This is a genomic window from Paraconexibacter antarcticus (genome assembly GCF_024220175.1).
In the GTDB taxonomy this organism is placed as follows: Bacteria; Actinomycetota; Thermoleophilia; order Solirubrobacterales; family Solirubrobacteraceae; genus Paraconexibacter; species Paraconexibacter antarcticus.
Genome location: NZ_CP098502.1, coordinates 1,544,965 through 1,565,474, shown reverse-complemented (window position 1 = coordinate 1,565,474; position 20,510 = coordinate 1,544,965). Strand labels below are relative to the sequence as shown.

The window sequence follows — 20,510 nt, the reverse complement described above, 5'->3', positions numbered from 1 at the left end:
GCGCCGCGGGCGTCAGTCCGTCTCGACGACGAAGTCCCAGGTCGCGACCGCGGCGCCGCCCCGCGGGGCGAGGCGGACCTGCCCGTCCCCCGTGGGAAGACGCGCGCGCAGGACGAGGCGGACGGGGCGCACGAGCGACAGGCGCGCCGGCACCGGCCGCCCGTCGCGCATCGTCAGCGACGCGCGCTGCCGCCGGCCGTGCTCGTCGACGATCGTCACGTCGCGGGCCGCGAGGCGGACCGGGCCGCGGCCGGCGGCGACGGTGAGGTCGAAGCGAGCGGGGGCGACGGCGGCGCCCTGGGCGGCCGCCGGGACGGCCGGCCCGACGAGCGTCACGCGGGCCCGGACGTCCGGGGTGTCGACGGCCACCGTGTCCCCCTCGACGACGAGCACCGGATGCGCCGCGGTCGCGGTGAGGACGCGGTGCACCGGGAGGCGCGCCTTCGGCAGGTACGCGGGCGGCGTGCCGTAGGCGGCGCGGCTCGCCCGCGTGCGGCGAAGGGCGGTGGTGACCTGCCGGTGGACGGCCTCCTGCTCGGCGCGGACCGCCGGATCCAGCGGCGCCGCCGGCGCCGCCGCCATCGTCGGCGGCGCGGCGCCCACCCCGGCCGCGGGCGCGCCGTCGTCCTGCCCGCACGCGGACAGGACGACGGTGGCGCCGAGCGCGACGACGCCGGCGAGGAGGGCCGGCGCCCGCGTCAACGCCGGCGCTCCGGCCTGTCCGGGCCCCGGTTGCCCCCGGGCGCGTTGAACACGTCGCGACCGAACGGCGCGAGGCCGGGCTGCGCGGCGAACCCGAGGTGGCCGCGGCCGTCGACGCCGGGCGCGGTGGCCCCGACGCCGTAGAGGTCCTCGACGGTGCGCAGCCAGCTGTAGTGGTTGTAGGCCACGTCGCTCGTCGTGCCCGGGCGGATGTACGGGCTGATGAGGACGGCGCCGACGTCACCGCCGCCGGGCGTCGCGCCGGTCGCGGTGTACAGCGGGTCGGTCTGCGGCGTCTCGCCGCCGAGCGTCACCCCGCTCACGGGGCCCGTCGTCACGAGCGGCTGCCCGTCCGCGTCGACGAGCCCGAACGCTCCGGTCACCACGATGCCGCCGCTCTGCGCGGGTGCGGTCGCGGTGACGCCGGTGTTCGTCACCGGCCCGACGAACGCTCCGGCGGGGATGCCGGTGCCGGTCACGGTCCGCCCGCGGTCGGTGATGACCGCGCTGTTGTCGCTGACGGACGACGCGCCGGCCGGGGCCGTCGCGCCGCTGTCGAGCCGCGGCCCGGGCGGGTGGCCCGCACCGCCCTGCAGGCAGGTGCCGGCCGGCTGCAGCGGGACGGTCTGCGCGACGCACGAGACCGGGCGGTCGATGAACGCGTTGTAGCCCGGCCCGGGGTACAGCTGGTTGCCCGAGGCGTCCTGCGCGAGCGGCGTGTTCGGGCCGGTCGGCTCGGTGTCCGCCCGCTCGCCGAAGAGCGTCTCGCCCGCCGCGTCCGACTCCAGCGCGGTGAGGAAGTTCGCCGGCTTGCTCGTCGAGTTCGCGAAGCTGTTCCCGGTGTAGGTGAAGGGCGGGTTCGCCTCGTCGAAGGTGACGTCGATGAGGCCGCCGTCCTTGAACGCCGGCGACGCCTCGATCTCGGGGATGACGTGCTCGAGGAAGAGGTCGGAGGCGTAGAGGCCGCCGGTGTAGTTCACCGGGGGCTTCGGCGTGTCGGGATCGGAGAACCCGCCGGACAGGTTGTTGCCGCGACAGACGGCGTCGTGCGCGTCGCTGCAGTTGTTCGGCGTGATGTAGCTCACGGCCGGTGTCGTCGACGCGTGCTGGAGGTCGTGGTAGAGCCCGTTGCTCGCGTCGAAGACGTCGGCGATGTGCTGCGCGTCGCAGTCACCGGCGTCGCGGATCGACTGGAACCACGGGAACGGGAAGTGCTTCGGCACGTACTGGTCGGTCGCGTTCGCCGCGCCGGGGTTCGGCTGCGCGGTGCTGCCGGTCGCGCCGGGCGTCTTGTACGGGGCGCCGCAGTATTCGGCGCCCTGCGAGTGCGTGGGGCCGCTCGCGTCCGGGTTGTCCAGGTCCTGCGCGTAGCCCTTCCAGCTCACGCCGGCGCTGTCGAGCTGGTTGAACAGCGTCGGCACCGTGCTCGGGTAGACGCAGCCGTTCTGCCCGGGGGCGGCGTTCGGCCCGGCGGCGTTCCTGATCTGGCCGTAGTCCGGGTTCGTCGCCGGCGTCCCGGAGGTGTCGATCGTGCCGGAGATCGCGTCGTAGTTCGGGCAGTCGGAGTTGAGGTCGAAGTTCGTCCCCTGGCCGCTGACCATCGAGGTGTAGTTGCCCTGGCTGAAGTGGCTCGTCCCGTAGTACTGCTTGAGCAGCACGCCCTGCGACGGGAGGGTCTGCCACAGGTACGTGTTGTCGTTCAGCCCGGTGAACGTCGCGTCGTAGGACTTGTTCTCGAGCATGATCACCCAGAGGTGCTTCACCTTGCCGGGGGTGATCCCGAGCCCGTCGAAGCGGTGCGCGGCCGCCGGGTCCTTGCCGGACGGCGGGGTCGCCGTCGCCGTTCCCGTCGCGCCGAGCGCGAGGATCGCGAGGCCCGCCGCGCCCGTCCCGAGCAGCCGGCGTCCGCGCCTGCGCGCAACGGTCAGGTCGCGTCGTCCCCCGGGGCGTCGGGGGTGTGGGGTCGGGTCGGGCATGGCGATCCTCTCGGGCAGGGGCGGTGGGCAGGAGCCCGCAGCCTGCTTCCGTACGCGCGACGAGTTGTCGTCGATCCGTGAAGCGGCGCCGTACCTGGGTGTCTTCTCATCTTCGGCGCCGGACGGTGTGTTCGCGAACGGCTACTGACCGCCGCCCTGCGCGCTGCCGGCCGCGTCCGGCTTCGTCGTCGTCCCGTCGGGCTGGGCGCCCGCGCCGGTCGGGGTCGTCGACGGGACGCCCGACCCGCTCGGCACCGTCGTCGGCGTCGTGCCGCTCGGCACGACCCCGCCGCTGTGCCCGCCGGTGGACCCGTCACCCCGGCCGCAGCCCGCAGACGCTGCGGCGAGGAGGAGGGCGGCCGCACCGGCCGCGAGGACACGCTGGAGTCTCATCCCCCTCACCTACCCGGCGCGGCGATCCCTACCGCCGACATGAGCGAACGCTCACGACCGGCGGGTCGGCCGCCTCGCGTGATCCACCCGGCGCGCCGTGGCGTAAGCTCGATCGGTGCGCCTGAAGGGAACCCACCCAACCGGGACCGCGTCCCGCGCACGCGCATGAGGACCGGCGTTGCCGCACACCACTGCGGGTACTTCCACGAGGCCGCGTTCTACGACTCCGACGACGGGCTCGCGGACATCGTCGTCCCGTTCCTCGTCGACGGCCAGGCGGCCGGCGAGCCGACCCTCGTCACGCTCGACGCGCGCAACACCGCGGTCGTCCGCGCCGCGCTGCCGTCGCTCGCCGGCATCGAGTTCGTCCCGAGCCCGGAGCAGTACCGCAACCCCGCGCAGACGATCGCGGACTACCGCCGCCGGTTCACGCGGCTCGTCGACGAGGGCGCCGAGCAGATCCGGGTCGTCGGCGACGTGCCCCATCCGGGCACGGGTGGCTCGTGGGACGCGTGGTCACGCTACGAGGCCGCGGTCAACCACGCATACGCCGAGTTCCCCCTCTGGGGCATGTGCCCCTACGACGTCCGGGTGACGCCCGAGCACGTGCTCGCCGACGTCCGCCGCACCCATCCGCACGAGGCGCTGCCGGCGGGCGCGCACCGGGCGAACCCCGCGTACGAGGACCCGGCCGCCTACCTCGCGACGCGCCCGCCGCCGCCGCTGCTCCCCGAGCAGCGCACGCCGCCGGTGCTCGGCCTGATCGACCCGAGCCCGGGCCACGCGCGCCGTGCCGTCGGGGGGGCGGTCGGCGCGCACCTCGCGCCCGCCGTGCGCGACGACGCCGTGCTCGCCACCTCCGAGCTCGTGACGAACGCCTGGCGCCACGGCCGTCCGCCGATCACGCTCACCGCCTGGGTCGGCCCCGGCCGGCTCGTCCTCACCGTCGAGGACCACGGCGACGGGCCGCCGGACCCGCTCGTCGGCCTCCTCCCCCAGTCCGGCCGCGCCCAGGGTGACGGCGGCCTCGGACTGTGGATGGCCCACCAAGTCTGCGCCGACGTGCGCCACCTGAGCGCCGGCACGCACACGGTGCGGATCGTCATCGAGGACCCGTCCGCGCACTGAGCGCCGGCCGGAGGGACGCGGGCGCCCGCCCGCGAGGTTTCGCCGCGCGACGGGCCGGGCAGCCGCGCCCGGCACGTCTCACCCGTCCTCACCCGCCACCACGGAGCCTCGATGCCCCTCACCCGCCTGACCGCCGCCTGCCTGGCGACGGCCGCCGCCCTCGCCCTGCCGGCCGCCGCCGACGCGGCCACCTCCACGTCCACCCCGTCCAAGCCGCAGCACCTGACCACGCGGGTCCTCGTGAAGAAGTTCGTCGTCCGCAAGACGGGCCTCACCGCCCTCGGCACCGCGGCGACGACCGTCGGCGGCAACTCCACGCGGCAGGTCGTCGCGCTCCAGGCCCGGACCGGCGCCACCTGCGAGGTCCTCACGCTCCGGCTCGACCGCCTGAACCTCGCGCTGCTCGGACTGCGCCTCGACGTGAGCGCCGTCAACCTGCGGATCACCGGCAACCGGGCGCGGACGCTCGGCGCCCTCTTCTGCAAGCTCGCCACCTCCACGCGGCTCGGCAACCTCGCGTCCACGCGCGCGGCCGCCGCGAGCCTCAACCGCCGCCTGCGCGCCCGGCCGCTGCAGATGATCGGGTTCAACGCCGCGCTCTACCCGAAGACCGCCGCCGCCCCCGCGGCGCCCGCCGGTGCCACCACGCGGCAGACCTCGACCTCGACGACCCCGCCCGCGTCCGCGCCGACCGGACCGACGTGCCCCGTGCTCGACCTCACGCTCGGGCCGCTCAGCCTCGACCTGCTCGGCCTCGTCGTCGACCTCTACGGGCAGACGAACCGGGACCCCGTCCGCGTCACCGCGGTCGCCGACCCGGCCGCCGGGATCCTCGGCAAGGCCCTCTGCCAGATCAGCACGCAGGCGCCCGCGGCGTAGCCGCACCCCGACCGCCCGCCGCAGCTCACTCCAGCGCGAGCCGGAGCTGCGGCGAGGCGTCGTCCCCGGACGCGTCGCCCGCGGCGCGCTCGTGACGCTCGACGTGCTCGAACGCGCCGAGCCGCACGCCGAGCAGCCGGACCGGCTCGGGCGGCCGGTGCTGCTCCCAGAGCCGCACGGCCTCCGCGGTGATGAGCGCCGCGTCGTCGGTGTAGTCGGGGAGCGTCGTCGCGCGGGTGTACGTCCGCCAGTCGCCCGTGCGGATCTTCACGGCGACGTTGCGCCCGCGGAACGAGCGGCGGCGGGCCGCCTCGGCGACCTCGGCGGCCATCTTCTCGATCTGCTCGCGCAGCGGCGCGGGCGCTCCGGTGCCGGTCGCGGGGTCCGGCCCCACGTCCTCCTCGAAGGTGTGCTCGCTCGAGATGCTCTTGCGGCGGCGCACCGGCTGCAGCGGCACGTCGACGCTGAGGTCGGCGACCTGGGCGAGCCAGCTGCCGCGGCTCTCCCCGAAGGTCTGCAGCAGCATCGCCGGGTCCGCGCGGGTGAGGTCCGCGAGCGTGCGGAAGCCGAGCTGCGCGAGGGTCTCGGCCGCCTTGGGGCCGATCCCCGGGACGATCGACAGCGGCCGCCCGGCGAGACGCTCGAGCGCCTGCTCGCGCGAGAGGACGACGAACGCCGCGGGCTTCTCGAGGTCGGAGCTGATCTTCGAGATGAGGCGCGACGGCGAGATCCCGGCCGAGAGCTGGATCCCCGTCTGCTCGCGCACGTCCGCGATGAGGCCGCGGAGGAACGCGAGCGGCTTCTCGATCTGCACGAGCTCGGCGTACGCCTCGTCGATGCCGGCCTGCTCGAGGTGGGCGATCGGCCCGTCCTCGCCCTCGTACACCGCGCCCGCGTCGAGCAGCGCCGCGCCGACGAGCTCCCAGACGCGGCGCGACGTCGTCGTGTAGAGCTCGCGGTCGGGCGGGATGACGACGGCGCCGGGACACAGGCGCAGCGCCCGGCTCATCGGCATCGCCGACCCGACGCCGAACCGCCGCGCGGGGTACGACGCCGTCGTCACGATCGACCGCGGGCCCGACCCGCCGACGATGACGGGGCGGCCGCGGAGCGACGGGTCGAGCAGCTCGTGGCAGGTCGCGTAGAACGCGTCGGCGTCGAGGTGCGCGATGACGCGGCGGACGGCCATCGTCCCGAATGTACCGGCGGCGCCCGACGCGCCCGACGCGCCCGACGCGCCCGATGCGGTCGCGGCGGCGCCCTGCCGCGCCCGGAAGGCGCCCGGCCGCCGCGACGCCCGGCCACGCCGGCGTCACGCCGGGACGAGCAGGCCCGGGTCGGCGGCGACGACCTCGAGGGCGAGGGTGCGGTAGCCGACGGTGTCGAAGGCGACGGTGACGGTCGCCCCGTCGAGCCGGCCGACCGTCCCCTCGCCCCACGCCTGGTGGCGGACACGGTCACCGGTGGCGAACGGCGTGTCGGCGGCGGGCCCGTCCGCGGCGGACGCCGGCCGCTCGGCGCAGTTGTCGCACGCGCCGCACGGCGGTTCGAAGGGCTCGCCGAAGTAGCCGAGGACGAACGCGCGCCGGCAGCCGCTCGTCTCGGCGTACGCGCGCATCATGTCCACGCGCGTGCGGTCCATGGCCTTGCGCTGCGCCTCGCCGCTGCGGCCTGCCGCCACCGCCTCCTCCAGCGGCGGGCCGTCCGGTGCCGGCCGCACGCGCCCGTCGTCGAGGACGTCCGCGAAGCCGATGCGGTCGAAGCGCCGCAGGCTCGTGCCGAGCTTCGTGTCCGAGAGGTCGAGCTCCTCGGCAAGCGCCCGCGGCCCCGTCGGCCCCCGGCCCGCAGGAGGGCCCGGGCGACGCGCTCGAGCTCGGCCCCGCGCACGCGCCCGGGGAGAAGAACTGCCGCAGCCCGAGGTCCTGTGCCCGGAAGAAGAGGACGACCCGCGCGGGCTCGCCGGCCCGTCCCGCGCGGCCGATCTCCTGGTAGTACGAGTCCACCGACGCGGAGACGTCGTGGTGCGCGACCCAGCGCACGTCGGGCTTGTCGACGCCCATCCCGAAGGCGATCGTCGCGACCATCACGCGGACCTCGCCGTCCGGCGCCATGAAGGCCGCCTGCCGGCGGTCGCGCGTCCGGGCGCTCAGCCCGCCGTGGTAGGCCGCGGCCGCCACGCCGCGCCGCGCCGGCGGAGCGCCCGGGCCACCTCGCCCGTCGCCCTCTTCGTCGCGCAGTAGACGACGCCCGGCCCGTCGGCCGCGGCGGCGTAGTCGACGACCGCGCGCCGCTTGTGCGCGGCGTCGTGGAAGGCGCGGACCTCGAGGTGCAGGTTCGGCCGGTCGAAGCCCTTGACGACGATCGCCGGGTCCTCCGTGCCGACGAGCTCGACGATCTCCTCCCGCACCTGCGGTGTCGCGGTGGCCGTCAGGGCGAGGACCGGCGGCCGGCCGATCGCGCGGGCCGCGCGCCCGAGGTGGAGGTAGTCGGGACGGAACTCGTGCCCCACTGCGTCGCGCAGTGCGCCTCGTCGACGACGAAGAGCCGGACGTCGGCGCCGGCGAGCACCTCGATCACCTCCTCGTCGGCGAGCTGCTCGGGGGCGAGCAGGAGCATCCCGATCTCGCCGGCGGCCGCCGACTCGAGGAGCTCGGCCCGGCCGGCCGCGCCGAGCGTCGAGTTGAGCATCGCGGCCGCCGGCACCGCTCCTTCGAGCTGGTCGCGCTGCAGGGCGATGAGGGGTGACACGACGATCGTCATGCCGCCCCGCGCGAGGCCGGCGAGCTGGTACACCGCCGACTTCCCCGCGCCCGTCGACATGACGCAGAGCGTGTCGCGACCACCGGCCGCGGCCCGCGCCGCCTCGAGCTGCCCCGGGCGCAGCGCCTCGAGCCCGAGGCGCTCACGGGCGAGCTCCTCCAGGCGGACCGTGATCGACATGGCCGGCTCGTGCCCGTCGCCGGGGCGGCCGGACGGCCCCGCCCGAACCGGGCACGGCGGGTCGCCCGGGGCGGCCGGCCGGGCCGGATCCGGCGCCACCGGCCAACCTCGGAGGACCCGGCGCGTCCTACGAGGCATGCATACCCGCACCGCACTCGCCGGCCTCGCCGGCCTCGCCCTCATCCCGTCTGCCGCCCTCGCCGCCAAGCCGGTGAAGCCGAAGCCGACGGGCGGTGCACTCTCGCTCACGATCTCCGGCACGCCGATCACGGTGCCCCACGCGGTGACGATCTCCGGCGCGCTCACGGGCGTGGCCCCGGTCGCCGGGGTGACCGTGACGCTCGAGCAGGACGACACGCGTCCGTACGGCGACAGCTACAAGCCCACCGGCGTGAAGGCCGTGACGACGGCGGCCGGGGCCTACACGTTCACGCAGCACCCGGCGAAGAACACGCAGTACCGCGCCGTCGCGAAGGCGTCGCCGACGGTCACGAGCGGTCCGCGCCTCGTCAACGTCCGGCCCTTCGTCGGCATCAAGGCGTCGACCCGCACGCCGCGCGCCGGCCGGACCGTCCGCTTCTCCGGCCTCGTCAAGCCCGCCCGCAACGGCGCGAAGGTCCTCCTCCAGCGCCGGACGGCCACGGGCCGCTTCGCCACCGTGAAGACCGGCGTCCTGCGCGCGTCGACGACGAACTCCGTCTACACGATCCGCGTCCGCGTCACGCGATCCGGTGCCTACCGCGTGAAGCTCCCGGGTACGACGGAGCTCGTGAACGGCTTCAGCCGCACGCTGTCGCTCAGGACCCGCTGACCGGCCGCCCGTCCGTCCCGCGTCGCCGGCCTCCGCCGGCGACGCACGCCCATTCCCTCTGACCCACCCGGAGCGCCCATGAGCACCCAGCCGCCCCATCCCGACGAGCAGCCGACGACCCGCATCCCCACGGCCCCGCCGCCCGTGCGCGCCCGCGTGCCCGCGGGGCCGCCGGTCGCTGAGACCGCGGTCGTCGACGCGCTGGCGGTCGACCGGCTCGCCGCCGCGATCAGCTCGCTGCGCACGATGCTCGCGATCGTCGGCCTCGTCAGCCTCGTCGCGCTGGCGCTCGGCGCCTACGCGCTGCACAAGGCCGGCCAGGACCACGGCAAGGGCGCGAGCCGTGCCCGCGTCGCCCGGCTCGACGACCGCGTCACCCGCCTGAGCCGCCAGGTGCAGAGCACCCGCGCGAGCTCCGGCACGAGCGCGAGTGCGTCCGAGGTCTCGGCCCTCCAGAAGCAGGTCAGCGGCGCCGCGAAGGCGTCCGACCTGCAGAAGGTCAGCGACGCCGTGGCGAAGCTCTCCGCCGCGTCCTCGAGCGGCGGCTCCGGCACCGACCAGAGCACGGCGATCACGACGCTGAGCCAGCGGGTCGACAAGCTCTCGCAGCAGGTCCAGGCCCTCCAGCAGAGCTCGGGATCGCAGTCGCCGACGCAGACGACGCCGTAGCGCGGCGCCACCCTGCGCCGGATGCCCGACGTCTCGATCATCACCGCGGTCGCGCCGCGGCCCGCGAACCGGCTCGACCTCATCCACCGCGCGCTCGACGCGGCCGAGGCGAGCTGGGAGTGGCTCCTGCAGATCGACGGCGACGAGGACGGCGGCGCCCTGCCGCCGGACGTGCGGGCCGACCCGCGCGTCCGGGTCCAGGCGAACGGGCGCCGGGAGGGCATCGCCCTCACCCGCAACCGGGCGCTCGCCCGCGCCCGGTCCCCCCTGTTGCTGAACGCCGACAGCGACGACGTCCCGGTCGCCGGGGCGCTCGATCGGCTCGCGGCTGCGTTCGCCGACCCGGCGGTCGGCCTCGCGTTCGGCGACTGGGTCGAGCAGTGGCCCGGCGGCGACGAGTGGCGGCCTCAGGCGCGCTTCGCGCCCGGTCTCCAGGCGCCGGGCACGATCGGGCGCATCTGGGCCGCCGAGCGCTGGGTGCCGCTGCACCTCGCCGGCGCGATGTGGCGGACGACCGCGGTCCTCGCGGCCGGGGGCTGGACCGCGCTCGCGGGCGGCTCGGACATCGGGCTCATGCTCGGCGTCGACGCCGCGTGGGCGAGCTGGTACGTCCCCGGCGAGACGTTCGTCTACCACCACCACGAGCACCAGGTCACCGCGGGCGACCGCTGGCGCGGCCTGTTCGAGCAGGACACCGAACTGCTCGCCGCCCGGGCCCACGCGCTCGGGTTCACCGTCGCGCGGTAGGCGCGCCGACGAGCCGGGGGGATCGTCCGCGCGGCGACGGATCCTGCGCAGCCCGAGCCGCGACGTTCTAGGGTTTGCGGCATGCGCCGAAGCCTGCTCACCCTCGCCCTGTCCCTCGTCGCGCTCGCCGCCGCCGAGCAGGCGACGCACGCGACCGCCTGCGGCACCACGCAGAAATGCGCCGGACACGAGTTCTGGCCGACGATCGCGAAGCAGAACATCCAGATCGCGCACGGCGGCGGCGTGACCTTCCACGGCGCGAGCAACGCGAGCAACGAGCTGCTCGGCTACCACGGCTCCGACACGCTCTACGGCGGCAACAAGAGCGACGTGCTCTGGAGCGACTACATCGGCACCGGGCAGCCCGCCACGCAGGTCGACAAGCTCTACGGCGGCCGCGGCAACGACTTCCTCTACTCCTCGCACGGCGTGAACACGATCGACGGCGGCCCCGGCAACGACGCGATCAAGGCCCGCTACGGCCGCGGCACCGTCAACTGCGGGGCCGGGCGGGACATCGTCTACATCCCGAGGTCACGCAAGTCGCGCTGGAAGTTCAAGAGCTGCGAGAAGTTCGAGTACCGCAGCGAGTCCGCCCTCGGGCACGGGCTCAAGCCGCTGCCCTGACGACGCGGCGCGCCGCGTCGTCAGGACGCCCGCGCCTTCTCCAGGCTCGCCTTCAGGGACTTCATGATGTCCGGCGAGGCGGTGCTCTTCGGCGCCCTGCCCCCGCCGTCCGCCGCGTCCTCGTCGTCCACCTGCTCGACGCGGTCGCTGCCCTCGACGGCGGCCTGCAGCCGCACCCGGTGGCGATCCTCGTAGTCGCCCGGGTCCCAGTCGGCGGCCATGGCCTCGATCGCCTGCACGGCGGCCTTGAGCTTCGCGGCGCTCGGCCTGCGGGCCCCGCCCGTGTCGACGTCCGCAGCCGGCCGCAGCTCGTCGTGGAAGCGCATCGTCGTCAGCGCGAGCAGGCCGTCGCGGGCACCGACGGTCACGAGCTGCTCCTTCGCGCGCAGGACGATCCGGCCGAGGGCCACGCGACCCGACGCCTCGATGACCTCCGCGAGCAGGCGGTAGGCGCGGCGCACGCCGTCGGTCTCCCCCGCCGGCAGCAGGATGTACGGGTGGTCGAGGAGCAGCGGGTCGATCTCGCCGGCGTCGACGAAGGCGTCGATGTCGATCGTGCGCGACCGGCGCGGCGCGGCCGCCTCGAGCTCCTCGTCGGTGAGGACGATCATCGTCCCGTCGTCGGTCTCGTAGCCGTGGGCGATCTCGTCGTAGCCGACCTCCCTGTCCTCCTCCGCGCAGAAGCGGCGCGTCTCGATCGGCGCCCCGTCCTTCTCGTGCAGCTGGCGGAAGTGGACGTCGAGGTCGCGGACGGCGCCGACGAGCTGGACGGGGACGTTGATGAGCCCGAACGAGACGGACCCGCTCCACAGCGGGCGCGCCACCGGTCAGCCCTGCTTCTTCTTCGTCTTCGTCTTCGCCGGTGTCTTCCGCTTCGCGCGGGCCGGGCTGCGGCGGCCGGAGCCGCTCGGCTTGGCGGCGGCCTTCGGGGCGGCCCGGCGGCGGCGCCCCCCGTGCCCGCGGTCGGCGAGGCTCGCCTCGAGCGCCGCGGCGAGGTCGTCCGGGGTCTCCACGTCCTCGGCCTCCGGCACCTCGATCTCCTCGCCGGCGGCCTTCGCCTCGATGAGCTTCATGACGAGCGCGCGGTGCTCGTCCTCGTGGTCCTCGGGACGGAAGGGCTCGTGGAGGGCGTCGATGAGCTGACCCGCCATCTTCCGCTCCTTCGCCGTGGGGGCCCGCGGCGCGTCCTTGCCCTCGTCGGGCCGCAGCTCGTCGAGGTCGACGACGGTGTCGGCGGGGCGGAGCGTCTGCAGCACGAGGACGCCGTCATGCGGGAGGACGGCGGCGAGCCGCTCGCGGTCGTGGAAGACGAAGAAGGCGATCCCGGCGCGGCCGGTCTTCACGAGCGCGTCGTGCAGCAGCCGGTAGGCCGCGCCTGCGTCGTCGCCCGCGCCGAGGTGGTAGGCCTTGTCGCGAAGGATCGGGTCGATGTCGGCGGCGGGGACGAACGCCTCGATGCGGATCGTCCGGTCGCCGTCCGGCGTGGCGGCGGCGAGCTGCTCCGGCGTGAGGACCGCGTACTCGCCGTCGCGGATCTCGTGCCCCCTGACGACCTCCTCGTAGGGGACCTCCTTGTCCTCCTCGGTGCAGAAGCGCCGGTGCTCGATGCGGGCGCCGTCCTTCGCGTGCACCTCGTGGAAGTGGACGCGCTCGGAGGTCGTGGCGGTGTGGAGCTTCACGGCGACGGCGACGTCGCCGAATACGACGGCGGCGTTCATGAGCGAGCGGGGCATGGTGCTCGTTGTGCCCGGGCGGCCGCGCTTCACACCGCCCGGACGAGGTGACGATTCCGGCCGGTCGTTCAGGCCGCGGCCTTCGCGCGGCGGCGCGCCGGCGTGGAGGTGCTGCGTCCGGACGTCGTGCTCTTCTTCGTCGCGGACGAGGTGCGGCTCGTCGTCGTCCGGCGGCGGGCCGGCGTGGCACGCTCCTCCTTCGGGACCTCGTCCTTCATGACGTCCTTGACGATCTTCGGGATCTCGCGGGCGAGGAAGTTCTGCATCTTCTCCTCCTCGCGCCGGTGGCGGCGGGCGAGCTGCGCGGTCTCCTTGTCGCCGAGCGCCTCGGCGGCCGCCTCGATGACGTTGTAGTGCGCGATCTCCTCGGCCTCGTTCCAGAAGCAGTCGCGGACGTTCCGAAGCTGGTTGTCACCGGGGCTCGTGCCGCGCAGGGCCTGCAGCGGGCCCTTGGCGGTGGCGATCGCCTTGTTCGCGACGGCGGCCGCCGTCGTCGCGACGTCGGAGACGGCGTCGGGCCCGGGAAGGTCGGGACCGCTGACGGCGGTGCCGCCGAGCGCCTTGATCCGGGCCTTGAGCGCCCGGCTCTGCGCCTTCGTCACCTTCAGGTGGTCGGTGAGCGCGCGCTTGAGCGTCGGCCGCTGCGCGAGCGCGATCTGCGCCTTGAGGGCCGTCTGGAGCTGCTCCTCCTTGCCGTACGCCTCGTTGAGGTACTTGACGAGGACCGCGTCACGGATGGGGGTGGTGCTCTTGGCCATGCGGTTTCGTGCTCCTTCGGACGGGGACGGTCCCGGTACCGCCTGCCCGGAAGCCGGGACGGCAAACGGGACCCTGCCGTCCGCGGGTCACGTCGCGCGCGCGTCGGCCCCGATGCGCCTGCGCCCCGCCTCCAGGTCCTCGTCGCGCTCGTGGGTCAGGATGCCGACGAGCCGCCCTTCCCGGGTGTAGCGCGCGACGAACGCGCCGCCGGGGTGCGCCTCGAGCTCGCAGGCGTCGTGCCCGTCGCCCCACGCGGCGTGCTTCAGCGTCCGGTTGCCGATCGTCGACCAGAAGCCGGGGACGGTGTCCCAGCGCGCCTCGTCGTCCTCGGCGGCCACGCGCCCCGCGATCTCCCCCTGGGCGAGCGCGTCGCCCCAGTGCTCGACGGGGAGGACGCGGCCCGCCACGGCGTGCCGGGCCGCGGCCACGTCACCCGCCACGAGCAGCCCGGGCATCGCGGTGCGCATCCGCGCGTCCGCCGGGACGCGGCCGCCGTCCAGGCCGAGGGCCGCGTCGCGCGCGAGCTCGGCACGCGGGGTCGCCCCCGCGGCCACGACGACGAGGTCGCCCCGGGCGCTCGCGTCGCCCGCCCGCACGACGAGCGCCGGCCCGTCCCGGCGGATCGCGTCGACGGCCGTCCCGAGGACGAGGCGCACCCCCTCCTCGCCGAGCCAGGCCGCCAGCCGGCGGCCGACCTCGGGGCCGAGACGCGCGCCCTGCGGCAGCGTCTCGTCGGAGACGAGTGTCACCGCCTGCCCGCGCCGGGCCAGCGACGCGGCCAGCTCGCAGCCGACGAAGCCCGAGCCGACGACGACGACGGGGCCGCCCGGCCGCAGACGGGCCAGCAGCTCGCGGGCGTCGTCGAGCGTGCGCAGGGAGAGGACGCCGGGGTCGTGGGCGCCCGGGACCGGGAGGCGGACCGGCCGCGCGCCGGTCGCGAGCAGGCAGCAGCGGTAGCCGACCTCGCGCCCGTCGTCGAGGACGATCGTGCGATGGACCGCGCGCAGGTGGCGCGCCCTCCCGGTGACGAGCGCCACGTCGTGCTCGGCCCACCAAGCCGGCGGCTCGAGCGGGAGCTCGCCGGCGTCGACGTCCCCCCGCAGCAGCTCCTTCGACAGCGGCGGGCGGCGGTAGGGCGCGCGACCCTCCGCGCTGATGAGCATCACGGGCCCCTCGCCGCCGGCGGCCCGGTAGGCGCGGGCGCAGGCCATCCCGGCGGGTCCGCCGCCGATGATCGCCAGCTCGGTCTCGATCGCGTCCATGGGGGCCGGGTGCCCGGCGCCCCGCCGCGGTACTACCCGTCGTGCGGCCCCTGCTCGTGGCCGGGACGGCCGTGGGTGCGGCGGTCCTCCTTCATGCGGGCCTCGTGCTCGTGGCGGCGCCCGTCGGTGAGCGCGTCCCGCACGCGCCGCTCGTGGTCGCGGAACGTCGCGTAGTAGCCGTCGTCGAACTCCTCCACGAGCTGGAAGGTCCAGCGGCCCTCGATGACGTTGCGGCCGACGAGGTCGGTCTGCACGGCGTCGGCGAGGTCGTCGCGGCCCGCCGTGCGCAGGGCCTCGATCACGTCGTCGAGGCCGAGGTCCGCGGAGCCCACGAGCTGATGGAAGTCGTAGAGGTGCCCGCGGGCCCGTTCGAGGGTCTCCAATGCCTCGGTCATCCGCCCTGCCGCCTCGATCGCCGCGTCGTCCATGGCGTCCGTCATTGCCGGGTGGGCGCGGCCGGAAACGTTCCGGGCGCGTCCGCCACATGGCCGTCCCCGCCCGCCCCTCGCGCGTTTGTGGGTGACGCCGCCGGGTAGCCCGGGCCTGCCATGCACGAAGCCCTCCGGACCCCTTCCCGCCCGCGCCGCACCGTCTCCGTCTGCCTGCCTGCGCGGGACGAAGCGCCGACGATCACGGCGATGGTCCGGATGTGCGTGGACCTGCGGGACGCCGGCGTCGTCGACGAGGTCGTCGTCGTCGACGAGTCGAGCGACGGCACCGCGTCGCTCGCCGCCCGGGCGGGCGCCCGGGTCCACCGCCAGTCCGAGCTCATGCCCGAGTACGGCCCCGTGGCGGGCAAGGGCGACGCCATGTGGCGCGCGCTCTCGGTGCTGGCCGGGGACATCGTCGTCTTCGTCGACGCGGACACCACCGATCCGGCGCCGCGGCTCGTGACCGGGCTGCTCGCGCCGATGCAGCATGATGCTCGCGTCCGCTTCGTCAAGGGCCGCTACCGGCGCCCGTTCACCGGCGCCGGCGGCCACGTCACGCCGCACGGCGGGGGCCGCGTGACCGAGCTCACCGCGCGCCCGCTCCTGCGGCGCTGCTTCCCGGAGCTCGCGGCCATCCGCCAGCCGCTCGCCGGGGAGATCGCCGTCGACCGCGACCTGCTGTGCGCGCTGCCCTTCCACCTCGACTACGCCGTCGACGTCGGGCTGCTCATCGACGCCTGGCGGACGTGCGGCGCCGACGCCCTCGCCCAGGGGGACCTCGGCGTCCGCCGCAACCGCCACCAGCCGCTCGACGCGCTGCACGTCATGGCCTGCGCCGTGACGGACGCGATCCTCGACCGCGCCGCCGGCGAGGGCGCGGCGGCCGCGCCGATGCGACCGCCGATGGCCGCGCTCGCGACCGCCGAGGTGGCCGCATGACCCCCGCCGTCACGCTGACCTTCGACGACGGGCCCGACCCGGTCTGGACGCCGGCGGTCCTCGACGCCCTCGACGCGGCCGGGGCCCGGGCCACGTTCTTCGTCATCGCGCCGCGCGCCGCCGCGCACCCGGCGCTGCTCGAGCGCATGCACCGCGCCGGGCACACGGTCGAGCTGCACTGCGACCGCCACGTGCGGCACACCGAGCTGCGTGAGGACCAGCTCGCGGCCGACACCGTGACGGCCCTGGCGCGGCTCGACGAGCTCGGCGTGCGGCCGCGGCTGTGGCGGGCGCCGTGGGGCATCACCACCCCCGCCTCGGAGGCCGTCGCCCGCGCGCACGGCCTGCGGCTCGTCCACTGGACCGCCGACACCGAGGACTGGGCCGGCCACGCTCCCGACACGATGCTCCGGCGCGTGGAGGACGCGATCTGCGACGGCGCGGTCGTCCTCGCCCACGACGGGCTCGGCCCGGGCGCGACCCGCACGGGCTGCGCGAACACCGTCGCGGTGATCGGGCCGCTCGCCGCGCTCGCCGCGGACCGCGGGCTGCGCTGTGAGCCCTTGACCTCCGGCGCGGTCGCGACACCATGAGCCTCACCGACATGCCGCCGCCCCTCGCCGGACCCGGATCCGACCCCGACCCCGCCCTCGTCGAGGCGCTCGCCCTCGCGATGGACGCCCACGACGCCGCGCGGGACGGCGCGTTCCCCGAGGCGGCGTGGGCCCTGCTGGACGCCGCCGGCCTCGCGGGCTTCAGCACCGACGGCGTCCCGGTCGCCGACGAGCTCGCGGCCGTCCGCGCCGCGGGCCGGGCCGACGTGAGCCTCGGGCGCCTGCTCGACGGCCACCTCAACGGCGTGCAGCGCCTGCTCGTCCAGGTCGACCCCGCCGTCGCGGGCCCCGAGCTCGCCGCCGTCCGCGACGGGCGCGTGCGGGTCGGGGTGTGGGGCGCGGACCCCGGCCCGGGTGAGGGCGAGCCCGCGCGGCTGCGCGCCGGTGCCCCCGTCCTCGACGGCGTAAAGACGTTCTGCTCCGGCGCGGGCGGCCTGCAGCGCGCCTTCGTCCTCGCGCGCGGCCCCGGGGACGAGCGGCCCGTGCGCCTCGCCTACGTCGACCTCACGGCGGGCACGACCGTCGACCGGGCGTGGTACGGCGGCGAGGGGATGCGGGGCAGCGCCTCGCACCGCGTCTGCTTCGACGGCGCTCCCGTCCTGTGGACGGCGGACGCGCCCGCCGCCCTGATGGCCCAGCCTTGGTTCGCCCAGGACGGCCTGCGGACCGCCGCGGGCTGGGCCGGCGGCGCCGACGCCGTCGTCGACGGGACACTCGCCGTGCTCCGCGCCAAGGGCGGCGCCGGCCCGGTCGAGGAGCTCGCGGTCGCGCGGCTGCTCGCCGCCCGGCGCGCCACCGACCTGTGGCTCGCCGCCGCGGCCGAGGCCGTCGAGACCCGCGCGACCGACCTCGCGGACACGACCCTCCTGGCCCGCAGCGAGATCGCCGCCGCCGTGCGGGCGATCCTCGACGAGTCCTCCCGCGTCCTCGGCGCGCGCCCGTTCGCGACCGGCGGCCGCATCGAGCGCGCCCGCCGCGACCTGCTCACCTACCTCCTCCAGCACCGCCTCGAGCCGCCCCTGACGGCGCTCGGCCGGCGCACGCTGGACGCGGACCCTCCCGCGTGAGCGTCCCGGCCGCGCACTTCGAGGCGCTGTACCGCGCCGACCCCGACCCGTGGGGCTTCACCGACGACCCGTACGAGCGGGCGAAGTACGCGCGCACGGTCGCGGCGCTCGGCGGGGCGCGCGCCCGGCGGGCGCTCGAGCTCGGTTGCTCGATCGGGGTCCTCACCGCCGCGCTCGCCCCGCACTGCGACGCGCTCGTCGCCTGCGACGCGGCGCCCACTGCCGTCGCCGCCGCGCGGGCGCGGCTCGCCGGCACGCCCGGCGTCGAGGTCCGCCGGGCCGTCCTGCCCGACGAGCTGCCCGCCGGACCGTTCGACCTCGTCGTCGCCTCCGAGGTCCTCTACTACCTCGACGGTCCTGCGCTCGCGCGGACGCTCGACGGACTCGAGGCGGCGCTCGCGCCCGGCGGCGTCCTGCTCGCCGTCCACTGGACCGGGCACGCGCCGTCGCATCCGCTGCACGCCGACGAGGTCCACGACCGGCTGCGCTCGCGTGCCGCGCTGCGGCTCGACCACGAGGAGCGCCACGACGGCTACCGCCTCGACCGGCTGGTGCGCGCGTGAGGGCCTGCGTCGTCGTCCCGGCCCGCGACGAGGAGGCCCGCATTGGCGCCTGCCTCGCCGCGCTCGCCGCCCAGCCCGAGGCGCGGACGGACGGCCTGGACGTCGTCGTCGTGCTCGACGCGTGCCGCGACCGGACCGCGGACGTCGTCGCGCGGGCGCCCGCCGCCCTGCGCGTCCACGCCCTCACGGGGCCGGGCGCGGGGCCCGGGCCGGCCCGGCGGCGCGGGCTGGCGCTCGCGCGCGAGCTCGTCGGCCCGGGCGGCGTCCTGCTCTCGACGGACGCGGACACCCGCGTCGCGCCCGACTGGCTCGCGGCGCACCGCTCCGCGTTCGCGACGGGCGCGCAGGCCGTCGGCGGGCGTATCCTCCTCGACGACGCGGAGGCCGCCGGGCTCGCCCCGGGCGTCGTCGCGGCCCGTCGCGCCGCCGCCGTCGGCCGCCTCGCAACCGTGCGGCGGTTCGCTCCCGACGCCGAGCACCACCACTTCAGCGGCGCGTCGCTCGCGCTCACCGCGACCGCGTACGACCGCGTCGGCGGCCTCCCGGACGTGGAGACCCTGGAGGACGAGGCCCTCGAGCGCGCGCTCCGCGCCGCGGGCATCCCGATCCGCTACCTCGAGGCCGTCCGCGTGAGCACCTCCGCCCGGGTCGACGGCCGCGCCCGCCGCGGGCTCGCGGACGCGCTCGCCGCCTGGGAGGCCGCCGCCCGCGGCGACGCCCTCCCGCTCCCCGCCCCCGACGCCCCCGACCCCGGAGCCGCCCGTGCCGCGTGACCCGAAGCCCCCGCCCGCCGCGATCCTCGACATCGACGGCACGCTCATCGACACGAACTACCAGCACGCGCTCGCCTGGTACGAGGCCTTCCGCCAGCACGGTGTGCACCTCCCCGTGTGGCGGGTGCACCGGCACATCGGGATGGGTGGCGACCAGCTCGTGGCCGCCCTCACCGACGCCGCGTTCGACGCGGCCCACGGGGACGCGGTCCGTGCGGCGGAGGCGGCGCTGTACCTCGCCGCGATGCCGACCGTGGCGCCGCTCGAGGGCGCGAGCGACCTCATCGACGTGCTCCGCCGTCGCGGCCACGCGATCGTCCTCGCGAGCTCGGCGAAGGCCCCGGAGGTCGACCACTACCTCGACCTCCTCGACGCCCGCCCGCGGATCGACGGCTGGACGACGTCCGCCGACGTCGAGCGGACCAAGCCCCACCCCGACCTCGTCGCCGCCGCGCTGGAGCAGGTCGACGGCGATGCCGCGGTGATGGTGGGCGACACCCCGTGGGACGTCGAGGCCGCGGCGCGGGCCGGCGTGCCGGCGATCGCGGTCCGCACCGGCGGCTTCGCCCGGGACGAACTCACCGAGGCCGGCGCGGTGTGCGTCTTCGACTCGATCCCGGAGCTCGCGGCGGCGCTCGACGACACACCGCTCGGCGCCGGCCGCTGAGGCGGGGCCCCTCCGGCCGCGGCCGCCGCCCCGCGGCTCAGCTGTCCCGGCCGCGCGTGAACTCGCTGAGCCGCTTCTGCCAGAGGGCGCGCCGGGCGCTGTCGACCTCCGGGCCGGGGTCCCGCTCGACCGCGGCGGCCGGGGTGCGCACCTTCCCGCCGCTCTCCGTGCGCGCGCCGTCACGGCCCCGGTCGGCGAGCAGGAGGCGGACGGCGTGAAGGGCGGGACGAGGCAGCGGCTGGTGGTACATGGCGGGGCTCCGGGCTGGGTGATGACGACGCCGCAGCGGATACCCGGCGTCCCGCGCGGCGAACGCGAGCGGCTGTCGCGGTTCGCACTCACCGGACCGGGCACACGGTCACCATGTCGCGCAACGAGATCCACATCGACGCCACCCCCGAACGCGTCTTCGCCGTCCTCGCCGACGGCCGCAGCTACGGCCACTGGGTCGTCGGGTCCAGTGAGATCCGCGAGATCGAGCCGGGGTTCCCGGCGGTCGGGACGCGATTCCACCACAAGGTCGGCTTCGGCCCGTTCAAGGTCGCCGACCACACCCGCGTCGAGGTGTCCGACCCGCCGCGCCGCCTGGAGCTGCGGGCGAAGGCCCGACCGCTCGGGACCGCGAAGGTCGTCATCGAGCTTCGCCCCGACGACGGGGGGACGCGGGTGATCATGGTCGAGGACGCAGCCGACCGCCTCACCGCGCTCGTCTTCAACCCGCTGACCCACCTGCTCGTCCGCGGGCGCAACGCCGAGTCGCTGCGCCGCCTGCGCGAGCTCGCCGAGGGCCGCGGTCCGAGCATGGAAGACGCCGCGGCGGCCTGATCGCC

The 20,510-nt window shown here is 76.1% G+C and carries 27 protein-coding genes and 1 pseudogene; 14 read left to right on the top strand and 14 right to left on the bottom strand.

Annotated features, from left to right (window positions below; all coding sequences use genetic code 11):
- Window positions 1-12: 12 nt before the first annotated feature.
- Window positions 13-702, bottom strand: a complete 690-nt coding sequence (locus tag NBH00_RS07830) for a hypothetical protein (protein WP_254572782.1) — start codon at window positions 700-702, stop codon at window positions 13-15.
- Entirely contained in the window at window positions 699-2,678 is a 1,980-nt protein-coding gene (locus NBH00_RS07825; protein WP_254572781.1) for an alkaline phosphatase family protein, read from the bottom strand. The genes NBH00_RS07830 and NBH00_RS07825 overlap by 4 nt, the downstream gene beginning before the upstream one ends.
- Here NBH00_RS07825 and NBH00_RS07820 point away from each other — a divergent pair.
- Window positions 2,677-2,826 carry a hypothetical protein gene (locus NBH00_RS07820; RefSeq protein WP_254572780.1) on the top strand — a complete coding sequence of 50 codons (150 nt, stop codon included), beginning with the start codon at window positions 2,677-2,679 and terminating at the stop codon, window positions 2,824-2,826. The two genes, NBH00_RS07825 and NBH00_RS07820, sit on opposite strands and share 2 nt — an antisense overlap.
- Here NBH00_RS07820 and NBH00_RS07815 read toward each other — a convergent pair.
- Window positions 2,820-3,071: a hypothetical protein gene (locus NBH00_RS07815; protein ID WP_254572779.1), complete on the bottom strand. Its 252-nt coding sequence runs from the start codon at window positions 3,069-3,071 to the stop codon at window positions 2,820-2,822. The two genes, NBH00_RS07820 and NBH00_RS07815, sit on opposite strands and share 7 nt — an antisense overlap.
- Before the next feature lie 165 nt (window positions 3,072-3,236).
- Between NBH00_RS07815 and NBH00_RS07810 the strand changes: the two genes are divergently transcribed.
- Both NBH00_RS07810 and NBH00_RS07805 read left to right on the top strand, forming a co-directional pair.
- Complete coding sequence (locus NBH00_RS07810; protein WP_254572778.1) at window positions 3,237-4,199, top strand: anti-sigma factor RsbA family regulatory protein; 963 nt, start codon at window positions 3,237-3,239, stop codon at window positions 4,197-4,199.
- 111 nt (window positions 4,200-4,310) lie between these two features.
- Window positions 4,311-5,078 carry a hypothetical protein gene (locus tag NBH00_RS07805; protein ID WP_254572777.1) on the top strand — a complete coding sequence of 256 codons (768 nt, stop codon included), beginning with the start codon at window positions 4,311-4,313 and terminating at the stop codon, window positions 5,076-5,078.
- A 25-nt stretch (window positions 5,079-5,103) separates the two neighbouring features.
- Here the strand turns inward: NBH00_RS07805 and NBH00_RS07800 are convergent, their stop codons facing one another.
- From NBH00_RS07800 to NBH00_RS07785, 5 genes and pseudogenes are all read right to left on the bottom strand, one after another.
- On the bottom strand, window positions 5,104-6,267 hold the full coding sequence (locus NBH00_RS07800) for a Y-family DNA polymerase (RefSeq protein WP_254572776.1): 1,164 nt from the start codon (window positions 6,265-6,267) through the stop codon (window positions 5,104-5,106).
- 123 nt (window positions 6,268-6,390) lie between these two features.
- Entirely contained in the window at window positions 6,391-6,798 is a 408-nt protein-coding gene (locus NBH00_RS07795; protein WP_254572775.1) for a RecQ family zinc-binding domain-containing protein, read from the bottom strand.
- Window positions 6,799-7,096: 298 nt separating this feature from the next.
- Window positions 7,097-7,255: pseudogene (locus tag NBH00_RS25430) on the bottom strand (helicase-related protein); the annotation flags it as partial.
- Window positions 7,225-7,485, bottom strand: a complete 261-nt coding sequence (locus tag NBH00_RS07790; RefSeq protein ID WP_254572774.1) for a hypothetical protein — start codon at window positions 7,483-7,485, stop codon at window positions 7,225-7,227. The gene NBH00_RS07790 and the pseudogene NBH00_RS25430, both read right to left, overlap by 31 nt.
- Window positions 7,486-7,505: 20 nt before the next feature.
- Window positions 7,506-8,018, bottom strand: a complete 513-nt coding sequence (locus NBH00_RS07785) for a DEAD/DEAH box helicase (protein ID WP_254572773.1) — start codon at window positions 8,016-8,018, stop codon at window positions 7,506-7,508.
- Window positions 8,019-8,154: 136 nt separating this feature from the next.
- On the opposite strand from NBH00_RS07785, the gene NBH00_RS07780 reads away from it, so the two are divergent.
- The 4 genes from NBH00_RS07780 (at window position 8,155) to NBH00_RS07765 (ending at window position 10,872) form a co-directional block, all read left to right on the top strand.
- Window positions 8,155-8,829: a hypothetical protein gene (locus tag NBH00_RS07780; protein ID WP_254572772.1), complete on the top strand. Its 675-nt coding sequence runs from the start codon at window positions 8,155-8,157 to the stop codon at window positions 8,827-8,829.
- Window positions 8,830-8,907: 78 nt separating this feature from the next.
- Entirely contained in the window at window positions 8,908-9,498 is a 591-nt protein-coding gene (locus tag NBH00_RS07775) for a hypothetical protein (RefSeq protein ID WP_254572771.1), read from the top strand.
- A gap of 21 nt (window positions 9,499-9,519) precedes the next feature.
- The gene (locus NBH00_RS07770) at window positions 9,520-10,245 is read left to right on the top strand and encodes a glycosyltransferase family 2 protein (RefSeq protein WP_254572770.1); all 726 of its coding nucleotides are present in this window, start codon (window positions 9,520-9,522) and stop codon (window positions 10,243-10,245) included.
- A gap of 81 nt (window positions 10,246-10,326) precedes the next feature.
- Window positions 10,327-10,872, top strand: coding sequence for a calcium-binding protein (locus tag NBH00_RS07765; protein ID WP_254572769.1), 546 nt, complete (start codon window positions 10,327-10,329; stop codon window positions 10,870-10,872).
- A gap of 20 nt (window positions 10,873-10,892) precedes the next feature.
- Here NBH00_RS07765 and ku (NBH00_RS07760) read toward each other — a convergent pair whose 3' ends face one another.
- The 5 genes from ku (NBH00_RS07760) to NBH00_RS07740 all read right to left on the bottom strand — a co-directional run bounded on the left by ku (NBH00_RS07760) (window position 10,893) and on the right by NBH00_RS07740 (window position 15,054).
- Window positions 10,893-11,696, bottom strand: coding sequence for a non-homologous end joining protein Ku (gene ku / locus NBH00_RS07760; RefSeq protein WP_254572768.1), 804 nt, complete (start codon window positions 11,694-11,696; stop codon window positions 10,893-10,895).
- Window positions 11,697-11,699: 3 nt separating this feature from the next.
- On the bottom strand, window positions 11,700-12,605 hold the full coding sequence (gene ku / locus NBH00_RS07755; RefSeq protein ID WP_254572767.1) for a non-homologous end joining protein Ku: 906 nt from the start codon (window positions 12,603-12,605) through the stop codon (window positions 11,700-11,702).
- 68 nt (window positions 12,606-12,673) lie between these two features.
- Window positions 12,674-13,363, bottom strand: a complete 690-nt coding sequence (locus NBH00_RS07750) for a DUF892 family protein (protein ID WP_254572766.1) — start codon at window positions 13,361-13,363, stop codon at window positions 12,674-12,676.
- 87 nt (window positions 13,364-13,450) lie between these two features.
- Window positions 13,451-14,626 carry an NAD(P)/FAD-dependent oxidoreductase gene (locus tag NBH00_RS07745; protein ID WP_254572765.1) on the bottom strand — a complete coding sequence of 392 codons (1,176 nt, stop codon included), beginning with the start codon at window positions 14,624-14,626 and terminating at the stop codon, window positions 13,451-13,453.
- Window positions 14,627-14,658: 32 nt separating this feature from the next.
- Window positions 14,659-15,054, bottom strand: a complete 396-nt coding sequence (locus NBH00_RS07740; RefSeq protein ID WP_254572764.1) for a hypothetical protein — start codon at window positions 15,052-15,054, stop codon at window positions 14,659-14,661.
- A 120-nt stretch (window positions 15,055-15,174) separates the two neighbouring features.
- Here NBH00_RS07740 and NBH00_RS07735 point away from each other — a divergent pair, with 120 nt between their 5' ends.
- From NBH00_RS07735 to NBH00_RS07710, 6 genes are read left to right on the top strand one after another with little or no spacing between them, the layout of a single operon-like run.
- Window positions 15,175-15,996 (top strand): glucosyl-3-phosphoglycerate synthase, encoded by an 822-nt coding sequence (locus tag NBH00_RS07735; protein ID WP_254572763.1) that lies wholly within the window; start codon window positions 15,175-15,177, stop codon window positions 15,994-15,996.
- Window positions 15,993-16,589 (top strand): polysaccharide deacetylase family protein, encoded by a 597-nt coding sequence (locus NBH00_RS07730; RefSeq protein ID WP_254572762.1) that lies wholly within the window; start codon window positions 15,993-15,995, stop codon window positions 16,587-16,589. The genes NBH00_RS07735 and NBH00_RS07730 overlap by 4 nt, the downstream gene beginning before the upstream one ends.
- Window positions 16,586-17,677: an acyl-CoA dehydrogenase family protein gene (locus tag NBH00_RS07725; protein ID WP_254572761.1), complete on the top strand. Its 1,092-nt coding sequence runs from the start codon at window positions 16,586-16,588 to the stop codon at window positions 17,675-17,677. The genes NBH00_RS07730 and NBH00_RS07725 overlap by 4 nt, the downstream gene beginning before the upstream one ends.
- A complete protein-coding gene (locus NBH00_RS07720) occupies window positions 17,674-18,240 on the top strand; it encodes a methyltransferase (RefSeq protein ID WP_254572760.1) in 567 nt (188 codons plus the stop codon). Before NBH00_RS07725 ends, NBH00_RS07720 begins: the two co-directional genes overlap by 4 nt.
- Window positions 18,237-19,013: a glycosyltransferase family 2 protein gene (locus NBH00_RS07715; RefSeq protein ID WP_254572759.1), complete on the top strand. Its 777-nt coding sequence runs from the start codon at window positions 18,237-18,239 to the stop codon at window positions 19,011-19,013. The genes NBH00_RS07720 and NBH00_RS07715 overlap by 4 nt, the downstream gene beginning before the upstream one ends.
- Window positions 19,003-19,680, top strand: coding sequence for an HAD family hydrolase (locus NBH00_RS07710; protein WP_254572758.1), 678 nt, complete (start codon window positions 19,003-19,005; stop codon window positions 19,678-19,680). Before NBH00_RS07715 ends, NBH00_RS07710 begins: the two co-directional genes overlap by 11 nt.
- Before the next feature lie 37 nt (window positions 19,681-19,717).
- Here the strand turns inward: NBH00_RS07710 and NBH00_RS07705 are convergent, their stop codons facing one another.
- Window positions 19,718-19,930, bottom strand: a complete 213-nt coding sequence (locus NBH00_RS07705; RefSeq protein ID WP_254572757.1) for a hypothetical protein — start codon at window positions 19,928-19,930, stop codon at window positions 19,718-19,720.
- 113 nt (window positions 19,931-20,043) lie between these two features.
- Here NBH00_RS07705 and NBH00_RS07700 point away from each other — a divergent pair, with 113 nt between their 5' ends.
- Window positions 20,044-20,505: an SRPBCC family protein gene (locus NBH00_RS07700; protein ID WP_254572756.1), complete on the top strand. Its 462-nt coding sequence runs from the start codon at window positions 20,044-20,046 to the stop codon at window positions 20,503-20,505.
- Window positions 20,506-20,510: the final 5 nt, after the last annotated feature.